At 64.7% G+C, this 13,695-nt stretch carries 10 protein-coding genes; 4 read left to right on the forward strand and 6 right to left on the reverse strand.

Features of this window, described 5'->3' with window-relative positions:
* The first annotated feature begins 1 nt into the window (after position 1).
* Positions 2-889 carry a 2-oxo-4-hydroxy-4-carboxy-5-ureidoimidazoline decarboxylase gene (gene uraD / locus ACNJX8_RS13585; protein ID WP_439360995.1) on the forward strand — a complete coding sequence of 296 codons (888 nt, stop codon included), beginning with the start codon at positions 2-4 and terminating at the stop codon, positions 887-889.
* On the opposite strand, the gene ACNJX8_RS13590 is transcribed toward uraD, so the two are convergent.
* Positions 886-3,612, reverse strand: a complete 2,727-nt coding sequence (locus ACNJX8_RS13590; protein WP_439360997.1) for a molybdopterin-dependent oxidoreductase — start codon at positions 3,610-3,612, stop codon at positions 886-888. The genes uraD and ACNJX8_RS13590 overlap by 4 nt on opposite strands.
* Positions 3,609-4,436, reverse strand: coding sequence for an FAD binding domain-containing protein (locus ACNJX8_RS13595; protein WP_439360999.1), 828 nt, complete (start codon positions 4,434-4,436; stop codon positions 3,609-3,611). The genes ACNJX8_RS13590 and ACNJX8_RS13595 overlap by 4 nt, the downstream gene beginning before the upstream one ends.
* 153 nt (positions 4,437-4,589) lie before the next feature.
* Here ACNJX8_RS13595 and ACNJX8_RS13600 point away from each other — a divergent pair, with 153 nt between their 5' ends.
* Complete coding sequence (locus tag ACNJX8_RS13600; RefSeq protein WP_439361001.1) at positions 4,590-5,939, forward strand: 8-oxoguanine deaminase; 1,350 nt, start codon at positions 4,590-4,592, stop codon at positions 5,937-5,939.
* Positions 5,940-6,033: 94 nt separating this feature from the next.
* Here ACNJX8_RS13600 and ACNJX8_RS13605 read toward each other — a convergent pair whose 3' ends face one another.
* The 4 genes from ACNJX8_RS13605 to ACNJX8_RS13620 all read right to left on the reverse strand — a co-directional run bounded on the left by ACNJX8_RS13605 (position 6,034) and on the right by ACNJX8_RS13620 (position 10,735).
* Entirely contained in the window at positions 6,034-7,110 is a 1,077-nt protein-coding gene (locus ACNJX8_RS13605) for a BMP family ABC transporter substrate-binding protein (protein ID WP_164934525.1), read from the reverse strand.
* A 77-nt stretch (positions 7,111-7,187) separates the two neighbouring features.
* The gene (locus ACNJX8_RS13610; protein ID WP_439361003.1) at positions 7,188-8,105 is read right to left on the reverse strand and encodes an ABC transporter permease; all 918 of its coding nucleotides are present in this window, start codon (positions 8,103-8,105) and stop codon (positions 7,188-7,190) included.
* On the reverse strand, positions 8,092-9,183 hold the full coding sequence (locus tag ACNJX8_RS13615) for an ABC transporter permease (protein ID WP_439361005.1): 1,092 nt from the start codon (positions 9,181-9,183) through the stop codon (positions 8,092-8,094). Before ACNJX8_RS13615 ends, ACNJX8_RS13610 begins: the two co-directional genes overlap by 14 nt.
* Positions 9,167-10,735 carry an ABC transporter ATP-binding protein gene (locus tag ACNJX8_RS13620; RefSeq protein ID WP_439361007.1) on the reverse strand — a complete coding sequence of 523 codons (1,569 nt, stop codon included), beginning with the start codon at positions 10,733-10,735 and terminating at the stop codon, positions 9,167-9,169. The genes ACNJX8_RS13615 and ACNJX8_RS13620 overlap by 17 nt, the downstream gene beginning before the upstream one ends.
* 559 nt (positions 10,736-11,294) lie before the next feature.
* Between ACNJX8_RS13620 and ACNJX8_RS13625 the strand changes: the two genes are divergently transcribed.
* Together ACNJX8_RS13625 and ACNJX8_RS13630 are read left to right on the forward strand one after the other, a co-directional pair.
* Positions 11,295-12,398 carry a hypothetical protein gene (locus tag ACNJX8_RS13625; protein ID WP_128944312.1) on the forward strand — a complete coding sequence of 368 codons (1,104 nt, stop codon included), beginning with the start codon at positions 11,295-11,297 and terminating at the stop codon, positions 12,396-12,398.
* A gap of 308 nt (positions 12,399-12,706) precedes the next feature.
* A complete protein-coding gene (locus ACNJX8_RS13630; RefSeq protein WP_128930866.1) occupies positions 12,707-13,660 on the forward strand; it encodes an IS110 family transposase in 954 nt (317 codons plus the stop codon).
* The last annotated feature ends 35 nt before the right edge of the window (positions 13,661-13,695 follow it).

The following is a 13,695-nucleotide window of genomic DNA, read 5'->3' on the forward strand; positions in this document are numbered from 1 at the left end:
GATGTCGCAGATCTCGCTGGCCGATCTCAACGCTGCAAGCAAAACCGATTTCGTCGCGGCGCTCGCCAACGTCGTCGAATATTCACCGTGGATCGCCGAGCAGCTCGCCGGGAAACGGCCGTTCAACGGCATCAACCAGTTGCATGCTGCGCTGATGGCGGCGATCCAGAGCGCCGAACCGGACGTGCAGCTGACATTAATCCGAGCGCATCCCGATCTCGCCAACAAGACCCAGCGTGCGGCAGGGCTGACGGCAGAGTCGACCGACGAGCAGAACAGCGCCGGCCTCGACCGGCTGTCGGACGCCGAATACGCCGCGTTCGAGCGCGTCAACACCGCCTATCGCGACAAATTCGGCTTCCCCTATATCGTCTGCGTGCGCCGTCACACCAGGGATTCCATCCTGCGTGACTTCGAGACGCGGCTGCTCAACATCGTCAAGACCGAGATAAGGCGCGCGATCGAGGAGATCGGCCGCATCTCCGCGCTGCGGCTCGATCAACTCATCATTGCCGACGACAAGCTGAAGGTGCACGGCCGGCTGTCGACGCATGTGCTCGACAATCACACGGGCAAGCCTGCGCAGGGCATCCCGGTTGAGCTGGTCGAGCTCGCGCGCCTCGGCGAGAGCCGCGTCATTGCGCGCACTGTCACCAACGCGGACGGCCGCACCGATCCACCGCTGATCGGCGGTCGCCCCTTGCCGATCGGCCGCTACGAGCTCAGGTTCAGCGTTGCCAGATATTACGCCGAGCGTAACGTGCCGTTATCCGACCCGCCGTTCCTCGACGAGATCCCGCTGCGTTTCGCGATCAGCGAGCCGGAGGGGCACTATCACGTGCCGCTCCTGGTCACGCCATGGAGCTATTCGACCTATCGCGGCAGTTAATCACCGAACTTGTCGAGCAGCGCCGGAAACAACCGGTCCGGCTTGAAAGGCGGCGCGGTGAAGCGGATGCCGGTGGCATCGGCAATGGCGTTGCCGAGCGCGGCTGCGACCGGATTGTACGGACTCTCGCTCATCGACTTCGCGCCCAGCGGTCCGATCGTGTCGGACGTCTCGGCGAAGAACACCTCGGTGCGGGGCACGTCGGCGAAGGAGGGCAGGTGGTAGTCGCGGAACTTCGGGTTGGTGACCCGGCCGTCTGCGTCGATCACCATCTCCTCGTAGAGCGCGGCGCCGAGTGCCTGCGCGACGCCGCCTTCGACCTGCCCGCGGCATTGCATGGGATTGGCGACGACGCCGGCGTCCGCCGCCTGCACGCTCCTGAGAATCCTGAGCTCGCCGGTGCCCTTGTTCACGGCGACGCGAAAGCCCTGCACGTTGAAGCCGACCGAGCGCGGCGTGCCGGTGGAATTGCCAGTGCCTGCGAATGGCTGCCCGCGGTCGCACGCGAGCCTTGCCAGCTCCACAAAGGACATGCGGCGCACGCCGCTGACGACGGCCTCGTCCTTGAGCGCGCAGCTCGCGGCATCGCACAGCCAGGCGTCCGCGGCCGCCAGCTTCAGCTCGGTCGCGAGCTGAAGGGCAGCCGCGTGCGTCGCCTTGCCTGCGACGAACATGCCCGCGCTGCCATAGGCGCCGGTGTCGTGGCCGCCATGGGCGGTGTCGGACTGGCGCAGGTGGATCCTATCGACGGTGGTCGCCAGCGTCGTCGCCGCGATCTGCCGGTGCACGGTGCTGGTGCCGTTGCCGAACTCGGCGGTGCCGACGGTGAGATCGAACCCGCCGTCATCGCGCAGCACGATCATGGCGTCGGCGAGGTGGCCCGCCGGCGGCGCCGTGTCGATCATGGTCAGCGCGATGCCGTCGCCGATCAGCCATTCCGGCGGCAGCTCGGGCTGCGGGCCATCGGCCTGCATCGCGCGCTCGACAAGGTCGAGGCACTGGTCGAGCCCGTAGGAGCCATAGTCGACGTCGTGAAATTCGGACGGTGGCGGCGACAGCATGGGATCGCCTAGCCTGACGATGTTGCGCCGGCGCATCTCGTAGGGGCTGATGCCGAGCTGCTTCGCCAGCTCGTCGATCGCGGCCTCCACCGCGATCAGCGCCTGCGGCAGGCCATAGCCGCGAAACGCCCCCGCCGGCACCGTGTTGGTGTAGACGGCGGCGCCGTCGACCCGCTTGTTCGGGCAATTATAGACGCTGATGGACTCAGCCAGCGCGTGGAACATCACGGGCCCAGCGTGATTGCCGTAGGCGCCGGTGTTGGAGAGCACGTCGAGCTGGAGCGCTGTGAGCTTGCCGTCGGCATCCGCGCCGGTCTTGATGTGGACCCGCATTGGGTGGCGCGTCGAGGTCGCGATGAACTGCTCCTCGCGGGTCAGCTCCAGCTTCACCGGCCGCCCCGTCTTGAGCGCGGCAAGCACCAGAATGTCCTCGACGAACATCTCCTGTTTACCACCAAAGCCGCCGCCGACGCGCTCGCAGAACACGCGGACCTTGTCCATAGGAAGCTTGAAGATATCGGACAACGCGCGCCTGGTCAGGAACGGGACCTGCGTCGAGGTGCGGACATTGAGCACGCCGGCCTCATCGAGCCAGGCGAGGCCGCCATGGGTCTCCAGGGCGGCATGCTGCACACGGTGACTGTGGAAGGTGCCCTCGTAGGTGACGGCAGAGGTGGCGAGCGCAGCCGCGACGTCGCCGAATTCGCCATGCGTCTCCGCGACGAGGTTGCGCTGAGCATCAGTGACCCGGTTCGCGATGGTGCGATCAGGATGAATAACGGGCGCGCCCGGGGCCATCGCCTGCTCCGGATCGATCAGCGCGGGCAGGATTTCGTAGCTGACCTTCAGCCGGCGGCACGCCTCCTCAGCGGCAGCCTCGCTTTCGGCGACGACGGCGGCAACCTTCTGGCCGATGAAGCGGACGACGTCATCGAGGATGCGGGTGTCCTCGGGATCCATCCACTCCTTCTCATGCCGCGCGGTCGACATCAGGACCGGCGACGCATCCTCATGCGTCAGCACGGCGTGGACGCCGGCGACGTGAAGGGCTTCCGATTTGTCGATCGCCACGATCCTGGCGTGAGCGTGCGGCGAACGGAGCAGCTTGATGTGCAGCAGTCCGTCGATGGCGGTATCGAAGGTGTAACGCGCCCTGCCGCGCACGATGTCGGGACCTGCGGGGGCGGGCAGGCTGCGGCCGAATGCGGCGCCAGCCTCGACGCTCGCCTCGACATTGGTGTTGCCGAGAATCGCGTCCTCGATCGAACGATAACCGGTGCAGCGGCAGATATTGCCCTTCATTGCCGTGCCGAGATCGGTGCGCTGCGCCTGGTTCAGCGAGGCGCAGGTCAGGATCATGCCGGCGGTGCAGAAGCCGCATTGAAAGCCTTGCGCATCGAGGAAGGCCTGCTGCATCGGATGGGCGCCGTGGTCCCCACCGAGACCTTCGATCGTGGTGACGCTGCGCCCCTCGGCGCGGAACGCCGGGATCAGGCAGCTATGGACCGGCTCGCCATCCAGCAGCACGGTGCAGGCGCCGCAATCGCCGGCATCGCAACCCTTCTTCACGCCGAAATGGCCGAGCTCGCGCAGGAAAGTGCGCAAGCACTGGCCGGCGCGCGGCTCTTGCGAAAATGCCTTGCCGTTGATCTCGAAGCTCATGATGGCGCTCCGCCCAGGAGCTCGCCGCGGATCTCCTCGGCGAGCCGCAGCGTCATGTGCTTGCGCCAGAGTGGCTTGCCATGGATGTCGGTATGGTACAGGTCGTCCGTGATCTGCTGCGCGATCACATCGCGGAGCGCGCTCGCGTCCGGGGCCTTGCGAAAGGTCAGCTGGATCGGCCGCACCGTCGATGCGGTAACCGTTAACGTCAGCGTGCCGTCCGGATCGAGACTACCGATGAGCAGCGCCGCCGAGCGGCCGACAGGCGCCAGCGAGATCTGGCGAAAGGCGGTGCGGCGCCTCAATGCGGCAATCGGGATATCGATCTGCCGGATCAGGTCGCCTGGCGTCAGGCGGTTGCGCTGGTTGCCGGTGACGAAGTCGGCGACGGAGATCCTCTGTTCACCGCCGCCGGCCTTCCAGATGGTGCAGACGCCGTCGAGCGCCGAGGTGAGCGAGATCATTGGTCCCGCCGGCAGCGACATGCAGAGATTGCCGCCGACCGTTGCCGTCTTCCAGATCTTGAACGAAGCAAGGAAGGCCCGACAGCACTGGCCGATCAGCGGTGCCGCGAGCCAGTCGGGCGGGCAGGCGAGACCGTCGAGCTCTGCGATGGTGCAGGTGGCGGCGATGCTGAGATGGCTCTCGGTGACCGTCAGCGCCGGCCATTTCAGGTCGGTGAGATCGATCAGCCGCCGCAGATGCGCTTGCGGCTCCGAGAACAGCCAGGTGCCGCCCGCGAGCCAAGCATCACCTGTCGTCCAGGCAGGAAGCTGCGCGCGTGTTTGCGGATGGGCGACTGCTGTGATGGTATTCAAATCCATGGCTGCGCCAACGCTTCCGCCGGGTGAATCGGACAAGAGAAAGTCTTGCAAGACCGGAGCCAAGTCGCAACAACAAGTCGCAGCCAAGAACGTGATCGGACCGGCCTCCGCCTTGCAGGCCTGCCGTAAGCGGATCTGAGGAGAAGCAGGACCATGACCGACGAAAGTCCGATCTGGATCAGGGATCCCCTGGCCATCCTCGCCGACGGGGCCGAGCGCGGGGTCGTCGTGAAGGATGGCCGGATCGTCGAGCTGGTGCCGGCCGGCGGCGCGCCTGCGACGGCCGATGTCGTGGTGTTCGACGCGGGCGACGACGTCGTGCTGCCTGGTCTGATCAACACCCATCATCACTTCTACCAGACGCTGACGCGGGCCCTGCCGGCGGCGATGGATCGCGAGCTGTTTCCCTGGCTCCAGGCGCTCTATCCGGTGTGGGCGAAGCTGACGTCGGAGGCGCTGGAACTCGGCGTCACCGTGGCGATGTCCGAGCTGCTGCTGTCAGGCTGCACGACGACGACCGATCATCACTACGTCTTCCCGGCAGGACTCGAGGACGCCGTGGATATCGAAGTGGCAGTGGCAAAGCGGTTCGGTATGCGCGTGCTGCTGACGCGCGGCTCGATGAACCTGTCGCAACGCGACGGCGGCCTGCCGCCCGACAGCGTCGTGCAGGACGAGGACACTATCCTCGCCGACAGCGCGCGCGTGGTCGCCAAGCATCACCAGCGCGGCGCAGATGCGATGGTGCAGATTGCGCTGGCGCCGTGCTCGCCCTTCTCCGTGACGACCTCGCTGATGCGCGCCACCGCCGAACTCGCCGAAAAGCTCGACGTGCGCCTGCACACCCATCTCGCCGAGACCGAGGACGAGAACAAGTTTTGCGAGCAGATGTATGGCTGCCGCCCGCTCGACTATCTCGAACAATGTGGTTGGCTCAATGCGCGGACCTGGCTCGCTCACGGAATCTTCTTCAACGCCGAGGAGATGAAGCGGCTCGGCAAGGCCAGGACGACCATCAGCCATTGCGCGTGCAGCAACCAGCTGCTGGCCTCCGGCTGTTGCCCGGTGTGCGAGATGGAGGAGGCCGGCGTCGGCATCGGCATTGGGGTCGACGGCTCGGCCTCCAACGACGGCTCGAACCTGATGCAAGAAGTGCGTGCCGCCTTCCTGCTGCAACGAGCCCGCTACGGCGTGACGAAGGTCAGCCACAAGGACGCTCTGCGCTGGGTCACCAGAGGCTCGGCGGCGTGCGTCGGTCGGCCCGAGCTCGGCGAGATCGCCGTCGGCAAGGCCGCCGATCTCGCGCTATTCAAGCTCGACGAGCTGCGCTTCTCCGGCCATGGCGATCCGCTGGCTGCGCTGGTGCTGTGCGGCGCGCATCGGGCCGACCGCGTCATGGTGGCAGGAAAATGGGCCGTGGTCGACGGCACGATCCCGGGCCTCGATGTCGCGGACCTCATCCGCCGCCACAGTTCGGCGGCGCGGAGCATGCAGCTGGGATAAAAGAGGGGGCAGCCACAAGTGCCGGGTGCTTCTGGCCACCCCCTCCGAACCTCCTCCGGGAGGAGCAGGTGATCTGGTCAAAGCAAGAAGCGTGCTACTTGCCCGGAAGCTTGTCGTCGATGCCCTTCACGTAGAAATTCATGCCGAGGATCTGGCCGTCGTCGAGATGATCGCCGCCCTTGCACTCGACCGGCTTGCCGTCCTGCCCAACGATCGGGCATTTGAACGGATGCAGCTTGCCTGCTGTGATCGCGGCCTGGGCATCCTCGGCCATTTTCTTCACGTCGTCAGGCATGTTGGTATAGGGCGCCATCGCGAACATGTGGCTGTCGAGGCCGCCCCAGGTGTCCTCCGACTTCCAGGTGCCGGCGAGCTCGGCCTTGACGCGCTCGATGTAGTAGGGGCCCCAGGTGTCAAGGATCGAGGTCAGCTGGGTCTTGGGTCCGAACTTGATCATCTCTGAGTCCTGGCCGAAGGCGAGCTTGCCGCGTTCGCTGGCGATCTGCATCGCCGCCGGCGAATCCGTGTGCTGCATGATCACGTCGGCTCCCTGGTCGATCAGCGCCTTGGCGGCGTCGGCCTCCTTGCCCGGGTCGAACCAGGTATTGGCCCAGATGATCTTGACCTTGATGTTGGGGTTGATGGTCTGCGCCGCCAGCATCGTCGCGTTGATGCCGGAGACGACCTCCGGAATCGGGAACGAGCCGATATAGCCGAGCACGCCCGACTTCGACATCTTGGCCGCGATCAGGCCTTGAATGTAGCGGCCCTGATACCATTTGGCCGAATAGGTCGACATGTTCGGGTTGCGCTTGTAGCCGGTCGCGTGTTCGAAATGCACGTTCGGATACTTCTTGGCGACCTTCAGCGTCGGATCCATGTAGCCGAAGGAGGTCGTGAAGATCAGCTTGTTGCCGGCACGGACGAGCTGCTCGATGGAGCGTTCGGCGTCGGGACCTTCGGGCACGTTCTCGAGATAGGTGGTCTCGATCTTGTCGCCCAATTCCTTCACCAGCGCCTGCCGCGCGAGATCGTGCTGATAGGTCCAGCCGAGATCTCCGATCGGACCCAGATAGATGAAGCCGACCTTGAGCTTGTCGGCGGCGGAGGCTGCACCGACGCTCCCGGCAAGCAAAAGCCCGGCAGCCAGCGCAAGAAGTGATTTCCTCATCATCAATCTCCAAACATCAGGGGAAAGCCACGATCCGCAACGCGCGCGCCCCATCGCGCACGCTGCGGAAACGAAACTCAGCGGTCAGGCACGAACACGGTGCCGAGCGCGGCCGGCGCGGTCGAGCCGCCAGTGCGCGCGCGGGAGAGCAGGACCAGGACGATGACGGTTGCGAGGTACGGCAGCGCCGACATGAACTGCGAGGGGATGCCGACGCCCCAGCCCTGCGCATGCAGTTGCAGGATCGTCACCGCGCCGAAGAGGTAAGCGCCAATGACGAGCCGGCCCGGCCGCCAGGACGAGAACACGACCAGCGCCAGCGCGATCCAGCCGCGGCCTGCGGTCATGCCGGGAATGAAGAACGGCGTATAGGCGAGCGGCAGATAAGCGCCCGCAAGCCCTGCGCAGGCGCCGCCGAACATCACGGCGAAGGTGCGGATGCGCAGCACGGGATAGCCGAGTGCATGCGCGGAAACGTGATTGTCGCCGCAGGCGCGCAGGATCAATCCCGCGCGCGTGCGGTACAGGAACCACCAGACGCCAACGATGAGCGCGACCGAAAAATAGACAAAGGCGTCCTCGCCGAACAGCACCCGGCCGATCAGGGGGACATCCGTGAGGCCGGAAATGGTGAGGTGCACCGCTGGCGTAATGCGCTCGCCGACGAAGCCGGCCCCGATCAGGCCGGAGAGCCCGATGCCGAGAATGGTCAGCGCGAGACCCGTTGCGACTTGGTTGACGGCGAGCCCGAGCGTCATCAGCGCGAAGACCAGTGACATCAGCGTGCCCGCGACGATGCCGAACAGCGCACCAATGAAGATCGAGCCGGTCAGCCAGGCGCCGGCAAAGCCGCAGGCCGCGCCGACGATCATCATGCCTTCGACGCCAAGATTGAGCACGCCGGAACGCTCGGTCACGAGCTCGCCGGTCGCCGCGATCAGTAGCGGCGTCGATGCGGCGAGTACCGCGAGAATGATGGCCTCAACCAGCTCCACGGGTCACCTGTCGGTTCGGGAAGGTCAGCTTGAAGCGGTAGAGGATGAGGGAATCGCAGGCGAGCACGTAGAACAACAAAATGCCCTGAAAGACCTTGGTGACGTCCAACGGGATCTTCATCGCGATCTGTGCCTGCTCGCCGCCGATAAAGGTCAGTGCGAGGAAAAGGCCTGCAATTAATATTCCAAGCGGGTTCAGTCGGCCAAGGAAGGCCACAATGATCGCGGTAAAGCCGTAACCAGGCGAGATGCCGGGCTGGAGATGCCCAACTGGACCGGCGACCTCGATGATGCCGGCGAGGCCCGCCAGCGCACCGGAGACGGCGAAGGTCAGGATGATTAGCTGGTCGGCATTGAAGCCACCGAACCGCGCGGCACGGGGGGCTGCACCGACGACGCGGATCTCAAAGCCCTTGATGGTGCGCCCGAGCAGGATCGCGGCTGCAGCGACCACGAGCAGGGAGATGATCGAGCCGAGGTGCAGCCGGCCGCCCTCGATCAGCAGCGGCACCGTTGCCACCGGATCGAACTCCGCTGTGGTTGGGAAGTTGAAGCCGTGCGGATCGCGCCAGGGGCCGCGCACCAGATAGTCGAGGAAGAGGTCGGCGACATAGACCAGCATCAGGCTGGTCAGGATTTCACTGGCGCCGAACTTCACCTTGCAGATCGCGGGGACGAGTGCATAGAGCGCGCCTGCGGCCGCGGCGAGCACGAGCATGGCCGGCAGCACCCAGCCGCCGGCATCGGTGCCCTGCGTCTTCACCGCAATCCAGCTTCCGGCGACGGCGCCGATCAGGAATTGTCCCTCGGCGCCGATGTTCCAGGCATTGGCGAGATAGCAGAGCGACAGCCCGATCGCGATCATCACCAGCGGCGTGGCCTTCACCGCGATCTCCTGGAGCGAATAGCCGTCGGTGAGGGGCGCGATGAAATAGGCATGCAAAGCGAGCAGCGGATTCTTGCCGAGGATCGCGAACAGAATGACCATGGTCACGATCGTGAGGCCGATCGCGATCAGTGGCGAGATCAGCGCGATCGTGTTGGAGCTTTCGGCGCGCTTCTCAAGCACCAACTGCATGCGTGACCTCCTTCTCCAGGCTGCTGCCGCCCATGAGAAGGCCGAGCTTTTCGCGGCTCGCTTCGCTGGCGGCGAGCGGAGCCGACAGCCGGCCGTGAAACATCACGGCGATGCGGTCGGCGATCTCCGTGAGCTCGTCGAGATCCTGGCTGGTCACGAGCACGGCGGCGCCAGCGGCTGCGAGATCAAGCAGCGCCTGGCGGATCACGGCGGCTGCGCCGGCGTCGACGCCCCAGGTCGGCTGGCTGACCACCAGCACCGCCGGGTTGCGCAGGATCTCGCGGCCGACGATGAATTTCTGCAGATTGCCGCCGGAGAGGGATGCTGCTTCCGGATCGCGTCTGGCCTTGCGGACGTCAAACGTTTCGGTCGCGCGGTCGACCGTCTTCAGCGTTGCCGCGGTGTCGATGAAGCCGTGGCGGACCATGCCGCTGGCGGCATGCCCGGTGAGCAGCGCGTTCTCCGACAGCTTCATGCGCGGCGCGGTGCCGTGGCCGAGACGCTCCTCGGGCACGAAGGCGGCGCCGAGCTTGCGCCGCTGCGTGATCGAGAGGTGGCCGGCGGCGATGCCCTCGATCACGACGGTGCCGGGGTCCTTCGACAGGCGCTCGCCGGAGAGTGCGGCGAACAGCTCGTCCTGGCCGTTGCCGGCGACGCCGGCGATGCCCAAGATCTCGCCGCCCTTCAGCTCGAACGAAATGTGCTCGAGACGTACGCCATGCGCTTCGCTTGGAGAGAGCGAGAGATCGTTGACGACGAGACGCGGCACGGTGGTCTTGCGGCCGGATGCGGCCTTCACTTCCTTGATCTCAGCCCCGACCATCATGCGCGCGAGCGAGGCGGCGGTCTCGCGCCGGGGATTGCAGGTTTCGACCTTCCTGCCGCCGCGCAGGATCGTTGCGGTGTCGCAGAGCCGCTTCACTTCCTCGAGCTTGTGGCTTATGTAGAGGATGGCGCGGCCTTCGGCCTTGAGCCGCTCCAGCACGATGAAAAGCTGGTCGGCTTCCTGAGGCGTCAGCACTGCGGTGGGTTCGTCCAGGATCAGGAATTTCGGATCCTGCATCAGCGCGCGGACGATCTCGATGCGTTGGCGCTCGCCGACCGACAATTGCCAGACCTCGCGTCGGGGATCGAGCGGCAGTCCGTAGGTCTTCGAGACCCGCTCCAGCCGTGCCGACATGTCCTTGAACGATTCCTTCCCGTCGAGGCCGAGCGCGACGTTCTCGGCGACGGTGAGATTGTCGAACAGCGAGAAATGCTGGAACACCATGCCGATGCCGCACCTGCGCGCGTCCGAGGGACCGGACAGCACTAGTCGTTCGCCCTGCCAGCGAATCTCGCCGGCGCTGGGCTGGATCAATCCGTAGATCGCCTTGACCAGCGTTGACTTGCCGGCGCCGTTCTCGCCGAGCAGCGCGTGGATTTCCCTCGGCTGGATCTCGATGTCGATGGCATCGTTGGCGAGGAAATCACCATAGCGCTTGGTGAGCCCGATCGCCTGAAGCAGAGGGGGCTCGCCGGAATGCAGGCCGTTAGGCGTCTGATCTAACATTCGGTGATGCGCTGGCATGGATGAAGTGCCTCAATTGTGGGCTAGTTTGAGCCGCCGCGTAAGATGTGAAAAAGCGTCATCCCTTGCTCAATGCTGCGGCAGGTGCAGCGGTGCCGGTTGAGTCGTTCCGCGCTTTCGAGCGCAAACATGGACAGCGGAAGCTATCGCGCTTCGAGCCGCGCCTGTTGCAAATTTGTGACGGTTCAAACCAAATCGGAACCCGCTGTGCAGGCTTGATGCCATGTTGAGCAATGATGCGTCGGTCCGTCCAGCGCTTGCAGCGCAGCGGTCGCGACGGCTGCTCCAACTCGGCCTCGCATCGGGGCGCGATCAGAAAATCCGAATAAAAACAATCGGGAATGTTCGGCAATAGCGATCCCTTGCCTCTCGTGCTCACTACGTGCGGGCACTCTGCAATCTCCTCGATGACTCGTCACATGCTGCCGCAACAAGCGGCACGCCGTGTGAAAAGTTGAGGCTTCTCACTCCGGAAGATCGGCGCAAGTGTCGCACCCAGGGGACGTTCATTTTTACGTGTCCAAACTTGGGGGTATTCAGGATGTCGTTTCGTTACACGGCAATGGCAGCAGCGGCGCTGTCACTTGCTACGCTGGCCACCGGTGGCCTGGCTCAAGCGGCGGATCTGCCGGTCAAGGCGGTCAAGAAGGCGCCGGACCTTCCGTTCTTCCTGGTCATCGATAACCGCGTCACGTTCTCGTACATCTTCAACGCCTCGCAGCCGGGCGCGTGGTCATTCCGGCCGGATGGATCGATCAACAGCAAGACCACCAAGCAGGTCTATTCGTTTACCCATTTCGACCTCTGGGCATACGGCACGAACTTCTTCACCATCTCCATGTTCAAGTCGGATCACAATGACCCGGCGGGACCCTGCACCAACGCGGGCACGATCTTCGGCGCGCCGGCATCCTGCGCCGGAGCGACCGAAATCTACGGCCTGTTCCGCTCGACCTTCGGCTGGAACGAGCTCTTCAACACCAAGGCTTTCACCGCGGGGCCGCTGCACAACATCTCGTTTGAAGTCGGCATGGATGCCAATACCGAGAACAGGTATTTCGGCGCCGCCAAGCGCGACGTCGTCGGCGGCCTGCAGTTCGCGTTCGACCTGCCCTACAAGGGCTACATCAACGTCGCGCCGCTGGTCTATTGGGAGTTCGCCAACCACAATTCCTTCAGCCAGTGCGGGCTGTTCGGTCCGGGCGTTCCCGGAGTGACGTGTCTCGCGGACGGCAACACGTCGTTCAAGCCAACCTGGGCTGTCGAAGTCAATTACTACATGGACCTCGGCTTCCTGCCGCCGAACATGCAGTACTTCTCGATCAGCGGCCGCGCTGGCTGGTACGGCAAGAAGGGCACCGACACCGAGCCGCTTCCCTACAGCCCGGCGAATGGCGTCTACAACACGGCGGTCGAGTTGAACTCGGAACCCATCCGTCTGACCTTCGACGCCTCGAAGGCGGCCTGGGGTGACAAGTACTCCCACTTCGTGGACGTCTGGGTGGCCTACCGCTACTGGCAGAACAAGTTCGGCCTCGATCACAACCTTGCCGTCGGCTGTACCACGGCCGTCGGTGGCCGGACGGTCAGCACCGGCTCCTGCACCGAGTCCTCGCTCTATTCCGGTATCACCGTGAAGTTCTAACGCTCGGTAGTCGCAGGGTGGGCAAAGCGAAGCGTGCCCACCGCTTCTGCTTCTGTAGCACTCCGATGGTGGGCACGGCGCATGCGCGCCTTTGCCCACCCTTGTAATAGCGCAATCAGATATTGTCGGCGTGTTCCGTGAGGAATGGCCTGCCGCGGCTGCAACCCGCGGCAGGCCGCTGGCGATCGGATCGCGCCCACCCTGAGCAGTTTGTGGCTGCCCCGTAGCAGGATCGCGCCAGCACCTTCATCGGACCCGGATGGTTGCCGGAACAATCAGGTTCGCTTCACAAGGCAGGGTCGACGAAGATGGCACAGACTAGCACGACGACAGCGGGAATCGATACGTCCAAGGCGAAGCTCGACATTGTAGTTCATGGTCGAGACGAGGGTTGGGAGGTCGCCAACGACCTTCCCGGTTGGCGGAAGCTGGTGCAACTGCTGACCAAAGCTGGCGTCAAGCGAGTCGGGATCGAAGCGACCGGCGGTTACGAGCGTGGGGTAGTGGAGCATTTGCGTGCGGCCGGCGTCATCGTGCTGGTGCTGCAGCCGATCCAGGTCAAGGCGTTCGGCCGCTCCCGATTGCGTCGCGCCAAGAACGATACGCTGGATGCCGCGCTGATTGCGGCCTGCGCGGCATCGCTCGAAGAGGTGAGGAGTGCGCCGGATCCGCGCTTGGCGGAGCTCGCCGAGCAGCTCACCTTCCTCGAGCAGATCGAGGACGACATCAAGCGCTTCAAGACCCGGCTCGAGCATCTCGATAAGCCTGGGCTACGCCGCATCGTGCTGGATGACATTGCCCGGTTGAAGGCAAGGCGGCTCTCCCAAATCCGTCACATCGCCAAGCAACTACGCGCTCACCACGATCTCGCTGTCCGCCTTGACCTCGTGATGAGCATTCCCGGGATCGGTGAGCGCACGGCACTGGCCCTCCTGGTCCGCATGCCTGAACTCGGCCGTGTCAGCCGGGAGGAAGTCGCAGCCCTTGCCGGGCTGGCTCCCTTCGACAACGATAGCGGGCAGTACAAGGGCCAACGCCGTATCGCCGGCGGCCGCGCTCGCCTGCGTCGCTCTCTGTTTGCGGCAGCCCTGCCTGCGGCCTTCCGCTGGAATAAGGCCGTCATGGCCCTCTATGCCCGCCTGACTGCGGCCGGAAAGGCTCACAATGCCGCTCTCATCGCATGCGCGCGCAAGCTGCTCATCTATGCCAACACCGTCGTGCAACGCGGAACGCCGTGGACTGAAAAACTCCTCGGCGTTTAATGGTTGCTACGGTACTGCAGGTGACGATGGCGCCG

This window comes from Bradyrhizobium sp. SPXBL-04 (genome assembly GCF_051853035.1).
Lineage (GTDB): Bacteria > Pseudomonadota > Alphaproteobacteria > Rhizobiales > Xanthobacteraceae > Bradyrhizobium > Bradyrhizobium zhanjiangense.

Coding starts and splice junctions, on each gene's coding strand:
- uraD (WP_439360995.1), top strand. CDS start 2: ATGTCGCAGATCTCGCTGGCCGATCTCAACGCTGCAAGCAAAACCGAT.
- ACNJX8_RS13590 (WP_439360997.1), bottom strand. CDS start 3,612: ATGAGCTTCGAGATCAACGGCAAGGCATTTTCGCAAGAGCCGCGCGCC.
- ACNJX8_RS13595 (WP_439360999.1), bottom strand. CDS start 4,436: ATGGATTTGAATACCATCACAGCAGTCGCCCATCCGCAAACACGCGCG.
- ACNJX8_RS13600 (WP_439361001.1), top strand. CDS start 4,590: ATGACCGACGAAAGTCCGATCTGGATCAGGGATCCCCTGGCCATCCTC.
- ACNJX8_RS13605 (WP_164934525.1), bottom strand. CDS start 7,110: ATGAGGAAATCACTTCTTGCGCTGGCTGCCGGGCTTTTGCTTGCCGGG.
- ACNJX8_RS13615 (WP_439361005.1), bottom strand. CDS start 9,183: ATGCAGTTGGTGCTTGAGAAGCGCGCCGAAAGCTCCAACACGATCGCG.
- ACNJX8_RS13620 (WP_439361007.1), bottom strand. CDS start 10,735: ATGTTAGATCAGACGCCTAACGGCCTGCATTCCGGCGAGCCCCCTCTG.
- ACNJX8_RS13625 (WP_128944312.1), top strand. CDS start 11,295: ATGTCGTTTCGTTACACGGCAATGGCAGCAGCGGCGCTGTCACTTGCT.
- ACNJX8_RS13630 (WP_128930866.1), top strand. CDS start 12,707: ATGGCACAGACTAGCACGACGACAGCGGGAATCGATACGTCCAAGGCG.